Origin of the sequence: Janthinobacterium sp. KBS0711, assembly GCF_000988085.1 — a bacterium.
In the GTDB taxonomy this organism is placed as follows: Bacteria; Pseudomonadota; Gammaproteobacteria; order Burkholderiales; family Burkholderiaceae_D; genus Janthinobacterium; species Janthinobacterium lividum_E.
The window spans coordinates 172,386-190,045 of record NZ_LBCO01000014.1 but is presented as its reverse complement, the minus strand read 5'-3'; the positions used below and the strand labels follow the sequence as shown (position 1 = coordinate 190,045).

Sequence of the window (17,660 nt, the reverse complement as noted above, 5' to 3'; positions counted from 1 at the left end):
TTCCTGGCCGCGCCGACACGCGAGTGGAGTACGTACTTGTGCAAGAACTCGGTCACGACCTCATCGTCAACGGGAATACTGCAGGAGATGGTGATCTGGGCCATGGCAAGCGGAACAGTGATTCAATAGCCAAGCTTGGCAGAAAGAGATTTATTCCTGAAATGCTAAGATCGCGGCCCGCGCATGCCGGCAACCGGTCCGGCATGGCGTCTCGACAAGGATGGCCATTGAACACCCCAGGAAAAATCACTTTTCGCATGCTGTCGCTGTGCGCCGCACTGTGCCTGCCGCTTTCCACCATGGCACAAGACGTTTCTGCCGAAGATGCCGCCTTCGTGGCCGCCACCGTGCCCGTGCCGTCGCCGCCACTGCGCCTGAGTGCGCATCCGGAGATCCGCGCCGACGTCTTCAAGCTGCTCGGCTATGCGCACGGCAGCTATACGCAGGGCGACACCCTGATCGCGCGCCAGGTGCTCGACAGCATGCATTCACTCGACGACATCACGCGCACCATGCTGCCCGACGGGCGCTCGGTGCTGGCCTCCATCGATGCCAGCACACACGGTGCCTGGCGCGCCGCCATGCTGTTCGATCCGCAACGCAAGCTGCTGGCGCTGGGTCTGGTCAATGGCCATTGCCAAGCCGCCATCGGCGACGCCGCACCCGCCTGCCTGCCCTCCACGCACGCCGTACTGACGGTGTTCGTGCCGCCAGGTGCGGAGGACGAGATGGCCGCGCCGCTGCTCGTGTGGGCGCGGCAGTTGCCGCCCATGCTGGCGCAGGCCGCGCCGGCACAGCGGCAAAGCATTGCCGCGGTGGAATACATCACCACCCGCCCCGATCAACCCGGCTGGGAGGCGCGCGACGTGCCGCCCGGCTTTCCCGCCAGCCTGCTGCACCTGCTGCTGCCGAATGCAGAACTCAACAGCAGTTCCAGCGGCGGCAAGATCGTCACACCGGCGGGCCTGGCCGGTTTGCCCATGCGCACGCCCACGGAAGCGGCCGAGGCGGGTGACGAGCCCATGCCCGATGCCGACATCACCCTGCGCAGCTATGCCGATTTCCACTGGGTGCTCAACACCTACGCCAAACTGGCCAAGGGGGCGCAAGTGAAGGGCCATGACGACAAGGTGGTGTTTACGGGCAACGATACGGAAGGCCGCTACACCGTGACCTTGCGCGAGCCAAACAAGGACGATGGCGTCCTCATCACCGTGGCCAGCTGGCGGACAAAATAAGGAAGGCGAACCGGGAAAGCATTGCCATTACGCACAAGAGCATGGCATTTTGGCATTTTGCGGTATGATTTCCGGCCGTGCGGCGCGGCCCGATCCCTGCCTTGCCCACCCTGCCCTTCAAGCCTGTCACGCTTGCGTCGCATCCTGCCCCTAAGGAATTCATATGTTCGGTTTTAACTTGCGCGTTGCCAAGATGGTGTGGACGGCTTTTCTCGTCGCTTTTTTGTTATTCATCACGTACAAGGTGTCGTCGACACTGATCGTGGTGGTGTTCGCAGTGTTCTTCAGCTACCTCGTGTATCCGCTGATCGGGCTGCTGGAACGCCATGGCCCGAAACGCTTGCCGCGCACGGCCAATATCGGCATCGTCTTCCTCGTCGTGATCTTGCTGGTGGCGGTGCTGGGCTCCATCTTCGGCGCGCGTATCGAGGAAGAGGCGATCAAGCTCAGCGATCAATTGCCGACCCTGCTCAAGGGTAATAACTTTGCCGAGCGCATCCCGTTGCCGGAATTCATGGAGCCGCTGCGCGCGCGCCTGCTGTCGTTCATGCAGACGCAGCTGAGCAGCGGTACGGGACAAGCCATGCCGCTGGCGAAAGAGCTGGGCTTGACCGTCATGCATGCGGCCAGCAACCTGATCTATCTGGTGCTGGTGCCCGTGCTGAGCTTTTTGCTGATCAAGGAAGGACCGGACATGCGCGACGGCTTGCTGTCACTGCTGAATCGCCCGAACAAGAAACTCTGGGGCGCCATCATCGACGACCTCGACATCTTGCTGTCGCGCTATGTGCGCGCCCTGCTGCTGTTGTCGATCGCCACGTTTGTGTCGTACAGCATTGCCTTTTCCCTGATGGGCGTGCCGTACAGCCTGCTGCTGGCCGGCGCTGCCGCCTTGCTGGAATTCATCCCGTTTGCCGGTCCTCTGGCGGCCGCCGTCATCGCCGTGGTCGTAGCCGGTTTCAGCGGCTTCGAGCACGTGTTCTGGCTGATCGGCTTTATCGCCGCCTACCGTTTGTTCCAGGATTACGTGGTCAATCCGTACTTGATGAGCGAAGGCGTGGAAGTGAGCCCGCTGATGGTGATCGTCGGCTTGCTGGCCGGCGATCAGCTCGGTGGCGTGGTCGGCATCTTTTTGTCCGTGCCCGTGATGGCGGCCATCAAGATTGTCTTCGTGCGCGCCCGGGCAGCCTTGCAGGCGCGCCATGATGCGCTGGAGAAAGCGGAGCAGGCGGCGGAAGAAGCGCGCGCCCAGGCCTTGGCCGAGGCGGCGCGCTTGCAGGAACAGGGCAGCAAGGTAGCTCTGGAACAACAATAATCTAGAATCAACAACGCCTAAAAACCGTAGCGAGCGGCAGCAAGTTGTGGCCGCGACGCGCAACTGTGCTAGAGCACAGTGAGCATCGCAGACCGCAAATTGCGACGCGCAGTAGGTTTTTAGGTGTTGTTAGAACTCTTCCCACTCGCCGCTGTTGTCCGCGGCAGGCTTGGCCGGACGCGGTTTTGCGGCCGCGACAGGTGCAGCGGCGGCGCGGGTTGGCGCCAGGCGCAGCGCCGGGCGTTTCAAGGCCGTGCTGGCGGCGGCAACGACAGGCTTGCGCAAGGCAGGCTTGGCGGCAGGACCGCTATGGTTGGCATCGAGCTTGAAGATGCTGACCATTTCGGCCAGTGCCGCCGCCTGTTCCTGCATGGCTTCCGACGCTGCTGCCGCTTCTTCCACCAGGGCCGCATTTTGTTGCGTCACGGTATCCATTTCCGCCACGGCTTGATTGATCTGGCCGATGCCCAGTTCCTGCTCGCGGCCGGCGGCGCTGATTTCGCCCATGATGTCCGTCACGCGGCGGATGCTGGACACGATCTCGTCCATCGTCGTGCCCGTCTGGCTGACCAGTTCGCTACCGGCGCCCACGTTCTGTACCGATGCTTCGATCAGCAGCTTGATGTCCTTGGCGGCGCTGGCCGAGCGGTGCGCCAGGTTGCGCACTTCCGTGGCGACGACGGCGAAACCACGGCCCTGTTCGCCTGCACGCGCCGCTTCCACGGCTGCATTCAGCGCCAGGATGTTGGTCTGGAAGGCGATGCCATCGATCACGCCGATGATGTCGGCAATCTTTTTCGACGATTCGCTGATGGTGCCCATGGTGTCGACCACTTGCGCCACCAATGCGCCACCTTTCACCGCCACGTCCGATGCCGACACGGCCAGCTGGTTCGCCTGGCGCGCATTGTCGGAATTCTGCTTGACGGTCGAGGTCAGCTCTTCCAGCGACGAGGCCGTTTCTTCCAGGCTCGACGCTTGCTGCTCCGTGCGGCTGGACAGATCCAGATTGCCCGAAGCGATTTCATTGCTGGCCGTGGCGATGGCGCCGCTGCCGTCGCGCACGCCGCGCACGGTGGTCGACAGGCGTTCCTGCATTTTCTGCAAACCCGTCAGCAAGGCGCCCATTTCGTCGTTGCGCGTAATGACGATGTCATTGGCCAGGTTGCCGTCGGAAATGGCGCCGAAATGGCGCAGGGCCTGGTCCAGCGGTCCGAAGATGGCGCGCAGCAGCAGGATGCTGGAAATAATGGTCAGCAAGGCGCCGACTATCATGCCGCCGATGGCCATGGCCACCTGAGTACGGTAACTGGACTGGCTGGTCGCATACATCGCGGCGGCCGAAGTGGCCTGGTATTGCGTCAATGTTTCAGCGGCCTGGTCCAGGGTGCGGTACAACGGCGTCAGTCCCGTCATCATCAAACCGTCCGCTTGCGCGACATTGCCTTCACGCAAAGCCTTGCTCATGACCAGCAAGCCATTGCTCATGTAATCGCTGCGCTTCTTGTCCATGTCGTCGGACAAGCGCTTTTCATCCGCACTTTGCGGCAAAGCCAGGTACACCTTCCAGGACTTGTTGGATGCCTCCATGAATTGTTCGGCACGGGCAAGGATATCCTTGGCGTCGGCCGCATCAGGATGCACCATCACGCGGTCCATCGTGAACCGGGCGCGGCCCAGCAGAATCTGCGATTCGCCGATCGCTTGCGTCGATGCCAGCTGATTGCTGTAGACCTCGTTGAGGCTGTTGTTGGCCGATTTCAGGCTGATGATATTCATGACGCCCAGCACGGCGATCAGCAAGCCCAGCACACTCATGGTGGCAATCAGGCGCATTTTTATTGTTATATTCGACAGCATGCAATTTTCCTTGGTAGGGGCGCAACCATGCCGCTGCTTACCGATTGGAATACAGCAAGCGCCAGATGGGCGGGTCACGTGAATTGTTCAGGACAGAGCGATACGGCGTGTGCGGCAGCAGGGGGGAAGGCGGCCCGCGCATATCGTCAGGAGTGAAAGACAGATCAACAGGGTTGAGGTTTTCCGTACTTTTATTTCCTGATTGCAAGATACAGGGAAAGATTACTAGTAGCAACATCCAGCATGGATTTTCACGCTTTGTAACAAATAGATGATGTTTTTTGCGCAGAACTGGCATTCCGCAATCGTGCGCGGTCGCGTGGGAATGCAGTTATGTTAAGAGACGATTTCTGCAATCGAGCATGCTCAGCATTTGCCAGCCACCGTCCGGCGTCGCCTTTTACGGCACCTGTTTCACGTCATCGACATACATGCCGCCACCGCCAGGTTCCACCCACTGGCCCTGCTTCTTGCCGTTTACATAGTTGCCCTGCCATTGCACCACGCCTTTGATGCGGCGTTCGCTGGGGCCGTTCAAGCGGTCTTTCACAAACGTGTCATAACCGGTGAAACTGTGCATGTCCACCTCGCGCCATTCGTCCACGCCCGGGCTCACTCCCCAGCGGCCCGTGCGCTGGCCACGCTGCATCATGCCCGTCGTCGTTTCATCGCCGCTTTCATACGTCCACGGCCCTTCGGCCTTGTCATCGACAAAGGCGCCAAACGAGCGGATGGTGTTCGGCTCCTCGTAGTGCCACTGCCCCGTGCGCTTGCCCCGTGCATACTGGCCACGGGCATACACGCTGCCCACGCAGCAATTCACGTCGTACTCGATGAATAGCCCATCCTGGCTGGCGGCAAAGCGCTGCGGCTGCGTTTCCCATGTGATCCACTTGATGTGATAGCTGGGTGCGCGGTTCCCTTTCCAGCCCTTGCTCAGCAGATACGTGACCGTGAGGAAATGGCCATCCTTTTCCACGAAGGTTTTTTTATAGGCAAACGCCGGCGCATCGGCCGGCTTGCCGGGCAATAAATCGCCATCGATATTGAAATAGCCGACCAGCTTGCCATGGCCATGCTCAATGGCGTCGAACTCGGCCACACCCGTGGGTGCGTAGGCTATGCTGTAGTCGATCTGCGGCACATGGGCCAGCGCCGTGCGCACCTGCGCCTCATCCATGGTTTTCGCGCCGCGCTCGACGGTGCTGGCGGTGGCCATCGGTTTACCCTCGTAGAACCGCGCCGCCTGCGCTGGCGCCAAGTTGCCCAGCGCCAGCAGCGCCGCCATCGTGCTCATCCAAAATGCTTGCCGCATGCCCACTCCACTGCCTGAAAACCGCCATTATGCATGGCCGCTCAGGCAAGACCGGACACGCGAGGACGCCGGCCGAACAGGGGCCGCTGTACCGTCTGCGCCAGCAGCACGCCCAGCAGCGAGATGCCGCCGCCGACCAGGTGGTACACATGCATGCTTTCGTGCAGCCAGACGATGGCCAGCAGGGCTGTCAACAGGGGCAGCAGGTTAACGTAAATGCTGCAGCGGTTCGGCCCCAGCAGTTTGACGCCTTCGATCCACAGATAGGACAGCACGATGGACGAGCCGATGCCCGCATAGCCGATCAAGGGCAAGGTGGTGGCGTCCAGCCTGGCGCTGCCGGGCGGCAAGAGGAGGAAGAACGGCAGCATGCACGCCAGGGCCGCCAGCGCCTGGCAATAAATAGCTTGCCATGCGGGAACAGACAGACGCCAGCGGCGCAGCAGCACGCCGTACAGGGCGAAGCTCAGGGAAGCGAGCAGCATCAGCGCGTCGCCCGCGTGTACGCCCTGATGCAGCAAGGCCAGCACGTCGCCGCGCCCCACCAGGTACAGCAGGCCGCCAAACGACAGCACGCCGCCGGCCGCCATGCCGACCGTCAGGCGCTCGCCCAGCAGCAGCACGCTGAGCAGGGCCGTCATCAAGGGCGCCAGCGCCGTGACGATGGCCATATTCGTCGCCGTGGTGCTTTCCGCGGCCCGGTAGGACAAACTCTGGAACAGGGCCATCGACATCAGGCCGCACAGGGCCAGTTGCCACCAGTGGCGGCGAATGGCGGCGCGGTTGCGCCACAGGGGGCGGGCGATAAACGGCGTCATCACCAGCAAGACCAGCACCAGGCGGTAAAAAGTGATGGCCGTGGGGGCAATGCTGGACGCAGCCAGCTTGGACACGACGACGTTGCCGGCCCACAGCAACATGGCCAGAAACGGATACAGATAGGCGCGCACAGGCATGCGAGGCTCCATAAATAATTGCGGGTATTCATCATGCCGCAGGCACGCCGCGCCTTCTCGCGCTAAGATGTCCGAACCTATCGCAAAACTGACCTTATTTGATGGATTGTTCCTCTCCCGCCTTTCAGGAATTGCTGCCCGTCACGGCGCGCGCCATGGCGCTGGCCGTCGACTATGCGCACGGCCACGTGATTTCCGCGCACCGCCACACGCATGCGCAATTGCTGTACGCCATCGAGGGAGTGATGACCATCGAAGCGGAAGGCGGACGCTGGGTAGTGCCGCCCACGCGCGGCGTGTGGCTGCAGCCCGGCATCGCGCACAAGGTGCGCATGAGCGGCGCCGTGAAAATGCGCACGGTGTTCGTCAACTGCGCCAATTCGCCATTGCTGCCTGGCCATAGTTGCGTGCTCGACATCAGTCCCCTGCTGCGGCAACTGATCGTGGCGGCCGTCGACATCGCGCCCGATTTCTCGGAAGGCAGCCGCGACTGGCATCTGCTGCAATTGCTGTTGCACGAACTCGACAGCTTGCCGGTACTGCCCCTGTATCTGCCATTACCTACCGATGCGCGCCTGCGCGGCATCTGCGCGCGGCTGATGGAACAGCCGGGCGAACAGCAGACGGTGGCGCACTGGGCACAGGAACTGTGCATCACCGAGCGCAGTCTGCACCGATTATTCCAGAAACAGACGGGCATGCGCTTTGGCCAGTGGCGCCAGCAGGCGCGATTGCTGCGGGCGCTGGAACAATTGGCGCAAGGCATCAAGGTCATCGACGTGGCCATGGACAACGGCTACACGAGCCAAAGCGCGTTTACCGCCATGTTCAAGAAACATTTCGGCACCACGCCAACCGCGTTTTACCAGGCCAAAGTCATCGCTGCGTAAAAAAAATGCTGCTATGCATCAATAATCATGGGCGATCGCCGCCGCGCTTGTTATCATCGCAAGCCTTATCGCACCGCGCCCATCCTGGCAACGGTGTTGACCTCATCTCCACACCACCATGACACAGAATTTTTTCCAGACATTTATCCTGCTCTTGCTCGTCACTGACCCGTTCGGCAACGTTTCCCTGTTCGTCAATGCCCTGAAACGGGTGCCCATCGAGCGGCGCTGGAAAGTCGTGGTACGCGAGTGCATGATCGCCTTCGGCATCTTGCTGCTGTTTATGTTCTTCGGCCGCCATTTCCTGAACGCCTTGCAATTGTCGGAAGTGGCCCTGCGCATCGGCGGCGGCGTGATTTTGTTCCTGATCGCCATGCGCATGGTGTTTCCTCAGCCAAACGCGGGCAATAGCGACCACGAGATGGGCGGCGAACCGTTCATCGTGCCGCTGGCCATCCCCGCGCTGGCCGGCCCGTCCGCGCTGGCGACCGTGCTGCTGTTTTCCTCGCATGAAATGAACGAAGTCATCGCCCACGTGGCGGGGCTGACGGCCGTGGCCGTCGTCTGGCTGGCCGTCTTCCTGTGCGCCGAACGCTTGCAGCGTGCGCTTGGTCCAAGGGTCATGACAGCATTCGAGCGCCTGATGGGCTTGATCCTGACGGCGATGGCCATTGAAATGCTGCTCGCCGGCATACGCGCATTTTTGAAATCCGTTTAACATCAGCATTCATCCACTGAAGGAGTCCAGCATGAGCCGTTGCGCCCACATTTGCCTGATGGCCGATTACAACCAGTGGATGAATGCCAAGGTCTATGCGGCGGCAGCCAGCCTGCCGCCCGGCGAGCTGGAGCGCGAGCGGGGCGCCTTTTTCGGCTCCCTGCTGGCCACCTTGAACCACGTGATGGTGGGCGACACCCTGTGGCTGCAGCGCTATGCGAAACATCCGGCCGGCTTCCCCCTGCTCGACCCCATCCGCGCCATCACGCCCCCCGCTTCGCTCACGCACCCGCTATTCGCGGCCGAGGATTTTGCCGCCATGCACGCGCACCGGCAATGGCTGGATCAGCTCATCGTCGACTGGGCCGCCTCCATCCGCGAAGAAGACCTGGACCACCTGCTCGACTACCGCAACAGCAAGGGGCCGAACCGGCGCGAGTTTTTCAGCCTGCTCATGCATTTCTTTAACCACCAGACCCATCACCGGGGCCAGGCCAGCACCCTGCTGTCGCAAGCGGGCGTGGACATTGGCGATACGGATTTACTGTTTCGCATTCCCAACCATATTGCCGACTGACGACGGGCGGTACAGCCACGCTTTCCCGGCAATCGCCGCCAGCGCCAGCATACCCAGCAGCGCGCCGCACGCCAGCGCCCCCTGCATGCCGTAGTGCGCAATGGCCATGCCGCCGGCCAGCGCGCCCACCGTCACGCCCAGGTTGATGGCGGCGATGTACACGCCGATGGCAAACGCGGGCGCCTCGCGCGCTTCGCTGCTGAGCCACACTTGCGTGACGATCAGCCCGCTCGTGTGCGCCGCGCCCCAGAACAGCAACAGCACCGCCATGGGCGCCCAGCCGATACCGCTGCCCGCATAGCGGTACAGCAAGCAGTACGCCAGGCCCAGCAGCACGGGCTGCAACAACACCGTGCGCAGCACGTGTGTGCCCAGCTGGCGCCCGGCAAACAGATTGCCGGCCACGCCACCGATACCAAACACCACCAGCGCCAGCCCCGTCTGGCGTGCCGACAAGCCCGCTTCCTGCTGCAGATACGCGGCCGCGTACGCATACACGGCAAACATGGCCGCAAAGACGAGCACGGCAGCGGCAATGGTGAACCACAGGGCGGGTTTGCGCAGCACGGCCAGCTGGCGCCCGTAGGCCATCGGCGCTTCCTGCGGCGTGTCCGGTAAGAACACATATAAACCAAGCGCGGCCAGCGCGTTGACGAGGGCGCAGGCAAGGAACGATGCCTCGTAGCCATACTGTGCGGCAATCCACGTCGTCAGCGGAATGCCCAGCACCATGCCCATGCTGGTGCCCGTAAATGCATGCGCGCCGGCCCGCGCCGCATCCTGTGGCGGATACAGCGCGGCGGCGGCCACCATCGCCAGCGAGAAATACACGGGGTGGAACAGGGCCGGCACGATGCGCAGCGCCAGCAGCAGCTCGAAGCGGGGGGCATACGCCGACACCACGCTGGCCAGCGCGAACACGAGCAGGGAAACGATCAACACGTGCTTGCGGCGCCAGCGCGTGGCCAGCAGCACGAGAAAGGGGCCGCCCACGGCGATCACGAGGGCGAACAGGCTCACCAATGAGCCCGCCTGCGCGGCCGTCACCGCGTAGCGCTGCATGATCATCGGCAAGATGCCGACGACGCCAAACTCGATGCAATACACGCCGAACAGGCCCAGCGCGAGGAAGACGATCGGGTGCGGGCGCGTCATTCCAGTTCCTTCGCGCCATACACTGCCTGGCACAGTTCCGTCACGAACAGCCCCGCCATGCCTTCCAGTGCCGTATTCGTGAACGCCACCACAGACAGCTCTTGCGCCGGGTCGACAAACCACGAATGGCCATACGTGCCACCCATGCGCCAGCTGCCCACGGACTCCGGCGTGGCGGCGGCAAGCGGGTCCGTCAACACGGTAAAGCCGAGGCCAAAGCCGCGGCCCGGCCAGAACGGTAAGTCGAAGTCGCCGGTCTGGCTCGTGCCCATCTGGCGTGCCAGCTCTGGTGGCAACAGCGGCGCGCCGTCCTGGCGCAGGGTTTCCAGCAGGCGCATGAAGTCGGAGGCCGAACCGACCATGCCGGCGCCGCCCGATGGATACGCTTGCGCATCGCGGGCGCGCGCCGGTGACAGGGTAAAACCGGCCATACCATCGAGAAACGGCAGATGGTCTTCGCCCTCATCGCGCAAGCGGCGCGGCCGGGATTCTTCCGCTGCGCGGTCCGCATACGCGACGGCCAGGCGCGCCGGGTCGGCAGCCACAAAACCCGTGTCGCGCATGGCCAGCGGCACGGTCACCAGGTATTCCACGGCGTGCGCCAGCGGCATGCCGGCCGCCTGTTCGATGACGGCGCCCAGCACGTCGGTGGCGATCGAGTATGCCCAGCGCTCGCCGGGCGCATACGCGAGCGGCACCGCAGCCAGGCGGCGCAGGTTGTCCTCCAGGGAAATGCGGGACGCATCCATGCCGTCGGACACCCCGGCCTGCGCATACGCGCCGCCCGGCGACTGGAAGAAGCCATAGTCGAGCCCGGCCGTATGCGTAAGCAAGTGGCGCACGGTGATGGCCGCCACCGTACCGTCCGGCTGACGCGGCGCAAAATACGGCAGCCAGCGCGTCACCAGGTCGTCCAGGCCCAGCCGGCCCTGCCCCACCAGCACCAGCGCGGCCGTCGAGACGATGGGTTTGCTGACGGACGCCAGGCGGAACAGGGCGTCCTCAACCATGGGCGTGCCCGCCTCGCGGTCCAGGTAGCCGGCCGCGCGGCGGTACACGTCCTTGCCGCGCTGGCGTACCAGCACGACGGCACCCGCCAGGCGCTGCTGCTGCAAAACGGCGTCCAGCAAGGGATCGATGCGGGCGGACAGGGCTGCGGGAGAGAAGTTGTACATCATGGCGTAGCCTTTCAAATGATCAGGCTGCCAAGGTAAGGCAGGTGCGACAAAAGAAAAACAGGCTATAGTTTCTGTCTGTGCGGACGTTGGCATCCGCAATCAAAGGTAAAAAATGGATAACCTGGCGGGATTCACGGCCTTCGTGCAGGCGGCCGAAACGCGCAGTTTTGTGGCGGCGGGCCGCGTGCTCGGCATTTCCGCCTCGGCTGTGGGCAAGAGCATCGCGCGGCTGGAAGAGCGCCTCGGCGTGCGCCTGTTTCACCGCAGCACTCGCAGCATCGCGCTCACCAGCGAAGGCACCGTGTTCCTGGAACGCTGCCGGCGCATCCTGGGCGAGATCGAAGCGGCCGAGCTGGAGTTATCGAACAGCAAGAGCGCGCCGCAAGGCCGGCTGCGCGTCAGCTTGCCGCAGGTGGGCAGCCTGCTCAACCCCGTGCTGGCCGCGTTCGCGCGCGCCTATCCGCTGGTGGAACTCGACCTCGACTTCAGCGACCGCCGGGTCGACGTGATCGAGGAAGGCTATGACGCCGTCGTGCGCGCGGGAGAGAGCGCCGACAGCCGTTTGATGAGCCGCCAGCTGGGCCAGTTCCAGCTGCAGCTGGTGGCCGCGCCCGCCTACCTGGTGCAGCACGGCACGCCAGTGCTTCCCGCCGATCTGGCGCAGCACACTTGCCTGCTGTACAAATTTCCCAGCAGCGGCAAGGTCGAGGCCTGGCCCCTGCCCGAATGGCCTGCCCTGCACGCGACCGGCTTGCCGTCCCTGCTCCACTGCAACAATGTCGACACCTTGCTGCACTTTGCCGAAAGCGGCCTGGGCATCGCCGCTCTGCCCAACTTTGCCGTGCGCGCCGCGCTGGCCGAGGGCCGCTTGCAGAGCTTGCTAGAGGGCCACCGCCAGCACGACGGTGCCTTCCGCATCCTGTGGCCCAGCAGCCGCCACCTGACGCCAAAACTGCGCGCCTTCATCGATTTCCTCGCCACCCACGTATTTCCGGAAAGCTGAGCCCGCATCCGGCGCCGCGCTCGTTGTTTCCACACGACAACTTAGTTAAGTTGCTACCAGTTTTTCAGCTTTTCACGGACTTGATACAAGTTTTTGTATTGCAGTGCGGAATTTTGAGGAACAATTACAGGCTGGCCGCCGCTACGTATAAACCCGTAGCCCCGGTATGTCCGATGTTTTCCCTCACTTCCGCAACACGAAAGCAATCATGTCACTCTCACAATTCAAAATCGGCACCCGGCTCGGGATCGGGTTTGCTGTCGTTCTCGGCCTGCTGGTCGCCGTCTTGCTCGTCGGCTTGTATTCCATGGGGCAACTGAGCGCACGCACGCACGATATCGTGGCCGACAAGAACGTCAAAATGGCGGCCGCCAATACCATGAGCGACAACGTACGCAACATTACCTTGGCGATCACGAGCATTGTGGTGGCGCCGACGGAAGCGCTGGTGCAGGCGGAACTGGCGAAAATTGGCGAAGCGCGCAAGAAATACGGCGCCGCCAAGGAAACCTTGCAAAAGAAAATCTCGACGGACAAGGAAACGGCGTTGATGGCCGAGCTGGACGCTGCCTTGAAAGCGGGCGCGCCGCTGAACAACAAGGTCATCGAACTGCGTAATGCGGGCCAGACGGAAGAAGCCATTGCATTCCTGACGCAGCAGGCGGCGCCGAGCCTGAAACGCGTGCTGGGCGCGCTCGACAGCCTGGTCGCGTATGAAGGTGAACAGGCGGCGCAGGCGGCAACGGACGCCGAAACGCTGAGCGGCAGCGCGCGCGCGTCCATGCTTGCCCTGGGCAGCGTAGCCGTGCTGCTGGGCGCTTTTGTTGCCTGGATCATCACGCGCTCGATCACCCAGCCCATCAATGCAGCCGTCAGCGTGGCCGAAACCGTGGCCTCGGGCGACTTGTCGTCGCACATCGTCGTCAATTCCAGCGATGAAACGGGCCGCCTGCTGGGCGCCCTGAAAGCCATGAACACCAGCCTGCTGGGCGTGGTGGCGCAAGTGCGCAACGGTACGGATGCGATCTCCACGGCATCGAGCGAAATTGCCGCCGGCAACCTCGACCTGTCGTCCCGCACGGAAGAGCAAGCCAGCTCGCTGGAAGAAACGGCGTCGGCCATGGAAGAGCTGACCTCGACCGTGAAGCAGAACGCGGACAATGCGCGCCAGGCGAACCAGCTGGCAAAAAGCGCGTCCGAAGTGGCCGTGCGCGGCGGCAGCATCGTCTCGCAAGTGGTCGACACCATGGGCACCATCAACGCCTCGTCGAAGAAAATCGTCGACATCATCGGCGTCATCGACGGCATCGCCTTCCAGACGAATATCCTGGCCTTGAACGCGGCCGTGGAAGCGGCGCGCGCGGGCGAACAGGGCCGCGGTTTTGCCGTCGTGGCGTCGGAAGTGCGCAATCTGGCCCAACGGTCGGCTGGCGCAGCAAAGGAAATCAAGGAGCTGATCGCCGCGTCCGTCGCCAACGTGGACACGGGTTCGCGCCTCGTCAATGAAGCGGGTCAGACCATGGGCGACATCGTCGACAGTATCGTGCGCGTGACCGATATCATGGGCGAGATTACCTCCGCCACGCACGAGCAAACCATCGGCATCGAACAGATCAACATGGCCATTGCCCAAATGGATGAAGTGACGCAGCAAAACGCGGCGTTGGTGGAAGAAGCGGCAGCCGCCTCGCAAAGCATGCAGGACCAGGCAGGTGAACTAGCCCACGTGGTGGGCTTCTTTAAAACCGGCAACCATGTCGCCAGCGCACCCAAGCTGGCGCCTGTGCGCACAGCACCGGCAGCGCCCGCCATCGCACGCCCCGCAGCCAAGCCAGCGCCAGCGCGCAAGGCCGTCGCGGCCGCGCCGGCACGCCGCAGCAATGCGGCTGCCGAGAGCGAATGGGAAGAGTTTTAATGCACGAGCTTTAACACCCAACAGCACCCTCCCCGAGGGAAAGCCAGGCAGGAAGTTGCTGCCTGGCTTTTTTTCGTCTGCCAATACCACTTTTTTTGCGGCAAAGGCCGCGCAATAGACAAAAGTGCAAAACGTGCAGCGCGCATACGCTTTACAATCCTCGCTCGCTTTACAAAATATTGGTCATCATGAATCAGGCAGAACAGCAGCGCCTCCTGGCTATCCTGGAGTATTGGCACAAGATCGAATTCTTTATCCCGTTTGACCTGAATCAAATCACGGACGTTGAAGACCAGTCCACCGTGCGTCTCCTGCACCGCGAACAGCTGGCGCAATTGCCGCTGCAGTTCGCCACGCAATGGCAAGTACCGTCTGACCGCGAGATCGATGGCTTCTCATTGTTCCTGGGCGTCTTCGACAAGGCTGAAATCAACAAGGCTTGCCCGCCGGCCAACGGCCCGGAAAACATTGCCGAAACAGAAAAGACGGAACTGCTGGGACGCTCGTGCTTTGCCCGCATCAATCTCAATGCGCTGGGCGAGCCGCAGTTCGATCCCGTTTCCGTGTCAACGTTGCCGTGGGCGCTGGGCCGTGCCCGCACGCCGGACTGGTCCGGCCTGAGCCTGGACGCCTTCAGCGACAGCCAGCTGGCGCTGCAGGACAGCCTGCGCAACTTCGCGGCCGGCCGCACGCCACAGCAAGTGACGGACGAGGCCGGCAATGTCTCGTCTCCCCTGTCCGGCATGGAAATCGCGGCCCTGGCCGACTTGCTGCGCGACTGGGCCGGCTTCCACCCGTTGGCTGGCCAGCCGCTCGCCGTGCTGGAATTGCGCACACGCAAGAAACGCGCCGCTGCCGACCCGGCCGATGCGCTTGAGAACAGCCAGAACCGCACGCTGGACTTTGGCGACGTCGCGGAACCGTCGATCGATATCCTCAACAGTTTTTACCTCGATGACCTGGAACAGATCATCCGCGCCTTGCGTGGCGGCAAGCTGCCCGCGACGGTCGCAGCCTACCTGACGCCGCTGGCGCAGGATGAGCGCATCGACCTGTACAGTCCGGCCGGACGCCAGGCGCTGGCCGCCATGCTCAATCCGGGCAATATGAACCGGGGACACTGGCTGGAAGACGCCAGCTACGCCATGAGCTTGATGCAGCAGTTCGCCATCCACGGCGCGCGCACGGGCTTGAGCGAACGCGGCATCTTTTCCGTCAACGGTCCGCCGGGCACGGGCAAGACCACCTTGTTGCGCGAATTATTCGCCGACAACATCGTGCGCCGCGCCAGCGTGCTGTCTTGCCTGGACCGCGCTGGCGACGCCTTCATCGGCAAGGTGGCCGTGGCCTTTGAAGGCGTGCGCGACCCGATCACCATCGCGCGCTTGCGTCCGGAACTGACGGGCTTTGAAATGGTCGTCGCCTCGTCGAACAATGCAGCGGTGGAAAACATTTCCGGCGACCTGCCAAAACCGAAGCAGCTAGGCAAGGAATGGGCGCGCACGCGCTACTTTGAAAGCGTGGCGCGCCGGGTCGTGGCCGATGGCAATGGCGCCAATCGCGCCCTGGGTGAGGCGGAAGCGCCATGGGGCTTGATGTCCTGCGCGCTGGGAAACAGCGCGAACCGCCGCCGCTTCGTCAGCAATTTCTATGACGACGACTGGGATAAAAATACGCCGCGCAAGACGCCAAACGCGCAAAATATCCGCCAATGGCTGGCCAGCTACCAGGGCGTCAGCTTCGCCCAAGCGGCGCGCGAATTTCGCGAGACGGAACACGTGGTGGAAAAAGCCCTGGCCGAGCACGCCCAGTACGCGGCCCTGTGGCAAGCCGTGGGCACTTGCACGGAAGCAGACTTCATGCAGGCCAGCCAGCAGGCGCTGATTGCTGCCGAGCAGGAAATGGATGCGGCGAATGGCGCCCTGTCCGGCGCGCTGGCGCAGCAGAACACCCTGCTCGCCAGCAAGAAGGAATTGCTGGAAGAGGAACGCTTGGTGGCGCTGACGCAGCCCGGCTTTTTTGCCCGCCTGTTCCGCACGGCACCGGCGCGCACCTACAAGGATGCCGTCGTCGCCAATGCCGAAGCGCAACGCCAGGCCGCGCGCGATGTCTCCGCCATCAAGCTGCTGCTGAAAGGCGAACTGGAGCCACGCTGCGAACGCGCTCGCAACAGCCTGCACATCGCCCTGCGCACGGCGCAATCGCGCCAGCGCGAATGGGATGACAGCACGGAACTGCTGCGCCGCGCGCGCATGCGCTTTCCCACCATCATCGCGCCAGCGACCCTGGACGAGCTGGACGGCGACGCCCTGCAAATTGGCGGCCTGTGGCATGAACCGGCCTTGGCCCGCCTGCGCTCGCGCCTGTTCGCCAAGGCCCTGGCCCTGCATGAAGCGTGGCTGGCGGAAGTGGCAAAGAAAGGCGGTCCCGGCTTTGGCGGCAACTTGCTGGCCGTCTCCAAATTGCTGAAAAACAAGCGCGCCTATGACCAGTCGCACATCGCCATGGTCTGGCACAGCCTGTTCATGGTCGTGCCCGTCGTGTCGACCACGTTTGCCTCGTTCGCGCGCCAGTTCCAGGGCATGGGTCCCGAATCGCTGGGCTGGCTGTTCATCGACGAGGCGGGCCAGGCCGTGCCGCAAGCGGCGCTGGGCAGCCTGTGGCGCGCGAAACGTGCTGTCGTCGTGGGCGACCCGCTGCAGATCGAGCCCGTGTTCACGGTGCCGGGCCGCCTCGTGCAAACCTTGTCGGCCCTGTCGCCGCACACGCAGGATGGCAGTTATGCGCCAACCTCCGTTTCCGTGCAAACACTGGCCGACAAGGCCAACCGCTATGGCGCAACTGTCGGCGCCAATAGCACGCAACCGCTGTGGATAGGCAGCCCCTTGCGCGTGCACCGCCGCTGCGTGGAGCCGATGTTTTCGCTGGCCAACAGCATCGCCTACGAAGACAAGATGGTCTACGGGCTGGATGAACGCACGCCGCCGGTCGGCGCGCGGGGTCTCACGAAAGGCCCGAGCCGCTGGATCGACGCCGCCGGTCCTGTCAGCTACAAGCAGGTCGTGCCCGTGCAACTCGACTTCGTGCTGGAAGTGCTGCTGAAGCTGTATCGCCGCGACGGCAAGCTGCCAGACATGTATGTGATCACGCCGTTCAAGGCCGTGCGCAACGAATTGCGCTCGCGCATCGTCGACATGGACTGGGACCGCCGCCTCGGCTATGGCAAGGCGCCGACAGCCCGTGAATTGCGCCAGTGGAGCAGACAGATGGTGGGCACAGTGCACACCTTCCAGGGCAAGGAACAAAGCGTGGTGATGCTGGTCCTCGGCGCCGACGACAGCACGGTAGGCGCCGCCCAGTGGGCTGCCGCCACGCCGAACCTGCTCAACGTGGCCCTGACGCGCGCGCAGCACTATGTGTACGTCGTCGGCAACCCGCTGCTGTGGGGACAGTTGCCGCACTTTGCACCGGCGTGCGCGCAATTGCCGCATACGGGGATGCATGAGTTTTTGGTGGAGATGGGTTGACGGCCCCATGACC

13 protein-coding genes are annotated in these 17,660 nt (G+C 63.1%); 8 read left to right on the top strand and 5 right to left on the bottom strand.

All coding sequences use genetic code 11. From position 1 onward, the window contains the following. The first annotated feature begins 227 nt into the window (after window positions 1–227). Entirely contained in the window at window positions 228–1,238 is a 1,011-nt protein-coding gene (locus tag VM94_RS09490) for a hypothetical protein (protein WP_138828963.1), read from the top strand. A gap of 163 nt (window positions 1,239–1,401) precedes the next feature. Continuing rightward, entirely contained in the window at window positions 1,402–2,553 is a 1,152-nt protein-coding gene (locus tag VM94_RS09485; RefSeq protein ID WP_046683259.1) for an AI-2E family transporter, read from the top strand. A gap of 129 nt (window positions 2,554–2,682) precedes the next feature. On the opposite strand, the gene VM94_RS09480 is transcribed toward VM94_RS09485, so the two are convergent. The 3 genes from VM94_RS09480 to VM94_RS09470 form a co-directional block, all read right to left on the bottom strand. Further along, entirely contained in the window at window positions 2,683–4,413 is a 1,731-nt protein-coding gene (locus tag VM94_RS09480; RefSeq protein WP_046683258.1) for a methyl-accepting chemotaxis protein, read from the bottom strand. A gap of 400 nt (window positions 4,414–4,813) precedes the next feature. Then, entirely contained in the window at window positions 4,814–5,728 is a 915-nt protein-coding gene (locus VM94_RS09475; protein WP_138828962.1) for a toxin-antitoxin system YwqK family antitoxin, read from the bottom strand. Window positions 5,729–5,769: 41 nt separating this feature from the next. Beyond that, window positions 5,770–6,684: a DMT family transporter gene (locus VM94_RS09470; RefSeq protein WP_046683257.1), complete on the bottom strand. Its 915-nt coding sequence runs from the start codon at window positions 6,682–6,684 to the stop codon at window positions 5,770–5,772. Window positions 6,685–6,785: 101 nt separating this feature from the next. Here VM94_RS09470 and VM94_RS09465 point away from each other — a divergent pair, with 101 nt between their 5' ends. From VM94_RS09465 to VM94_RS09455, 3 genes are all read left to right on the top strand, one after another. Beyond that, window positions 6,786–7,574: an AraC family transcriptional regulator gene (locus tag VM94_RS09465; RefSeq protein ID WP_046683256.1), complete on the top strand. Its 789-nt coding sequence runs from the start codon at window positions 6,786–6,788 to the stop codon at window positions 7,572–7,574. A gap of 118 nt (window positions 7,575–7,692) precedes the next feature. Then, window positions 7,693–8,292 carry a MarC family protein gene (locus VM94_RS09460; protein WP_034754361.1) on the top strand — a complete coding sequence of 200 codons (600 nt, stop codon included), beginning with the start codon at window positions 7,693–7,695 and terminating at the stop codon, window positions 8,290–8,292. 31 nt (window positions 8,293–8,323) lie between these two features. After that, window positions 8,324–8,869, top strand: coding sequence for a DinB family protein (locus VM94_RS09455; RefSeq protein ID WP_046683255.1), 546 nt, complete (start codon window positions 8,324–8,326; stop codon window positions 8,867–8,869). On the opposite strand, the gene VM94_RS09450 is transcribed toward VM94_RS09455, so the two are convergent. Together VM94_RS09450 and VM94_RS09445 are read right to left on the bottom strand one after the other, a co-directional pair. Then, window positions 8,834–10,024, bottom strand: a complete 1,191-nt coding sequence (locus VM94_RS09450; protein WP_046683254.1) for an MFS transporter — start codon at window positions 10,022–10,024, stop codon at window positions 8,834–8,836. The genes VM94_RS09455 and VM94_RS09450 overlap by 36 nt on opposite strands. Beyond that, window positions 10,021–11,202, bottom strand: coding sequence for a serine hydrolase domain-containing protein (locus VM94_RS09445; protein ID WP_200899210.1), 1,182 nt, complete (start codon window positions 11,200–11,202; stop codon window positions 10,021–10,023). The genes VM94_RS09450 and VM94_RS09445 overlap by 4 nt, the downstream gene beginning before the upstream one ends. A 112-nt stretch (window positions 11,203–11,314) precedes the next feature. On the opposite strand from VM94_RS09445, the gene VM94_RS09440 reads away from it, so the two are divergent. The 3 genes from VM94_RS09440 to VM94_RS09430 all read left to right on the top strand — a co-directional run bounded on the left by VM94_RS09440 (window position 11,315) and on the right by VM94_RS09430 (window position 17,647). Continuing rightward, window positions 11,315–12,205, top strand: coding sequence for a LysR family transcriptional regulator (locus tag VM94_RS09440; RefSeq protein WP_046683253.1), 891 nt, complete (start codon window positions 11,315–11,317; stop codon window positions 12,203–12,205). 208 nt (window positions 12,206–12,413) lie between these two features. After that, on the top strand, window positions 12,414–14,120 hold the full coding sequence (locus VM94_RS09435; protein ID WP_046683252.1) for a methyl-accepting chemotaxis protein: 1,707 nt from the start codon (window positions 12,414–12,416) through the stop codon (window positions 14,118–14,120). Window positions 14,121–14,308: 188 nt separating this feature from the next. After that, window positions 14,309–17,647 (top strand): DEAD/DEAH box helicase, encoded by a 3,339-nt coding sequence (locus VM94_RS09430; protein ID WP_046683304.1) that lies wholly within the window; start codon window positions 14,309–14,311, stop codon window positions 17,645–17,647. Window positions 17,648–17,660 lie beyond the last annotated feature (13 nt).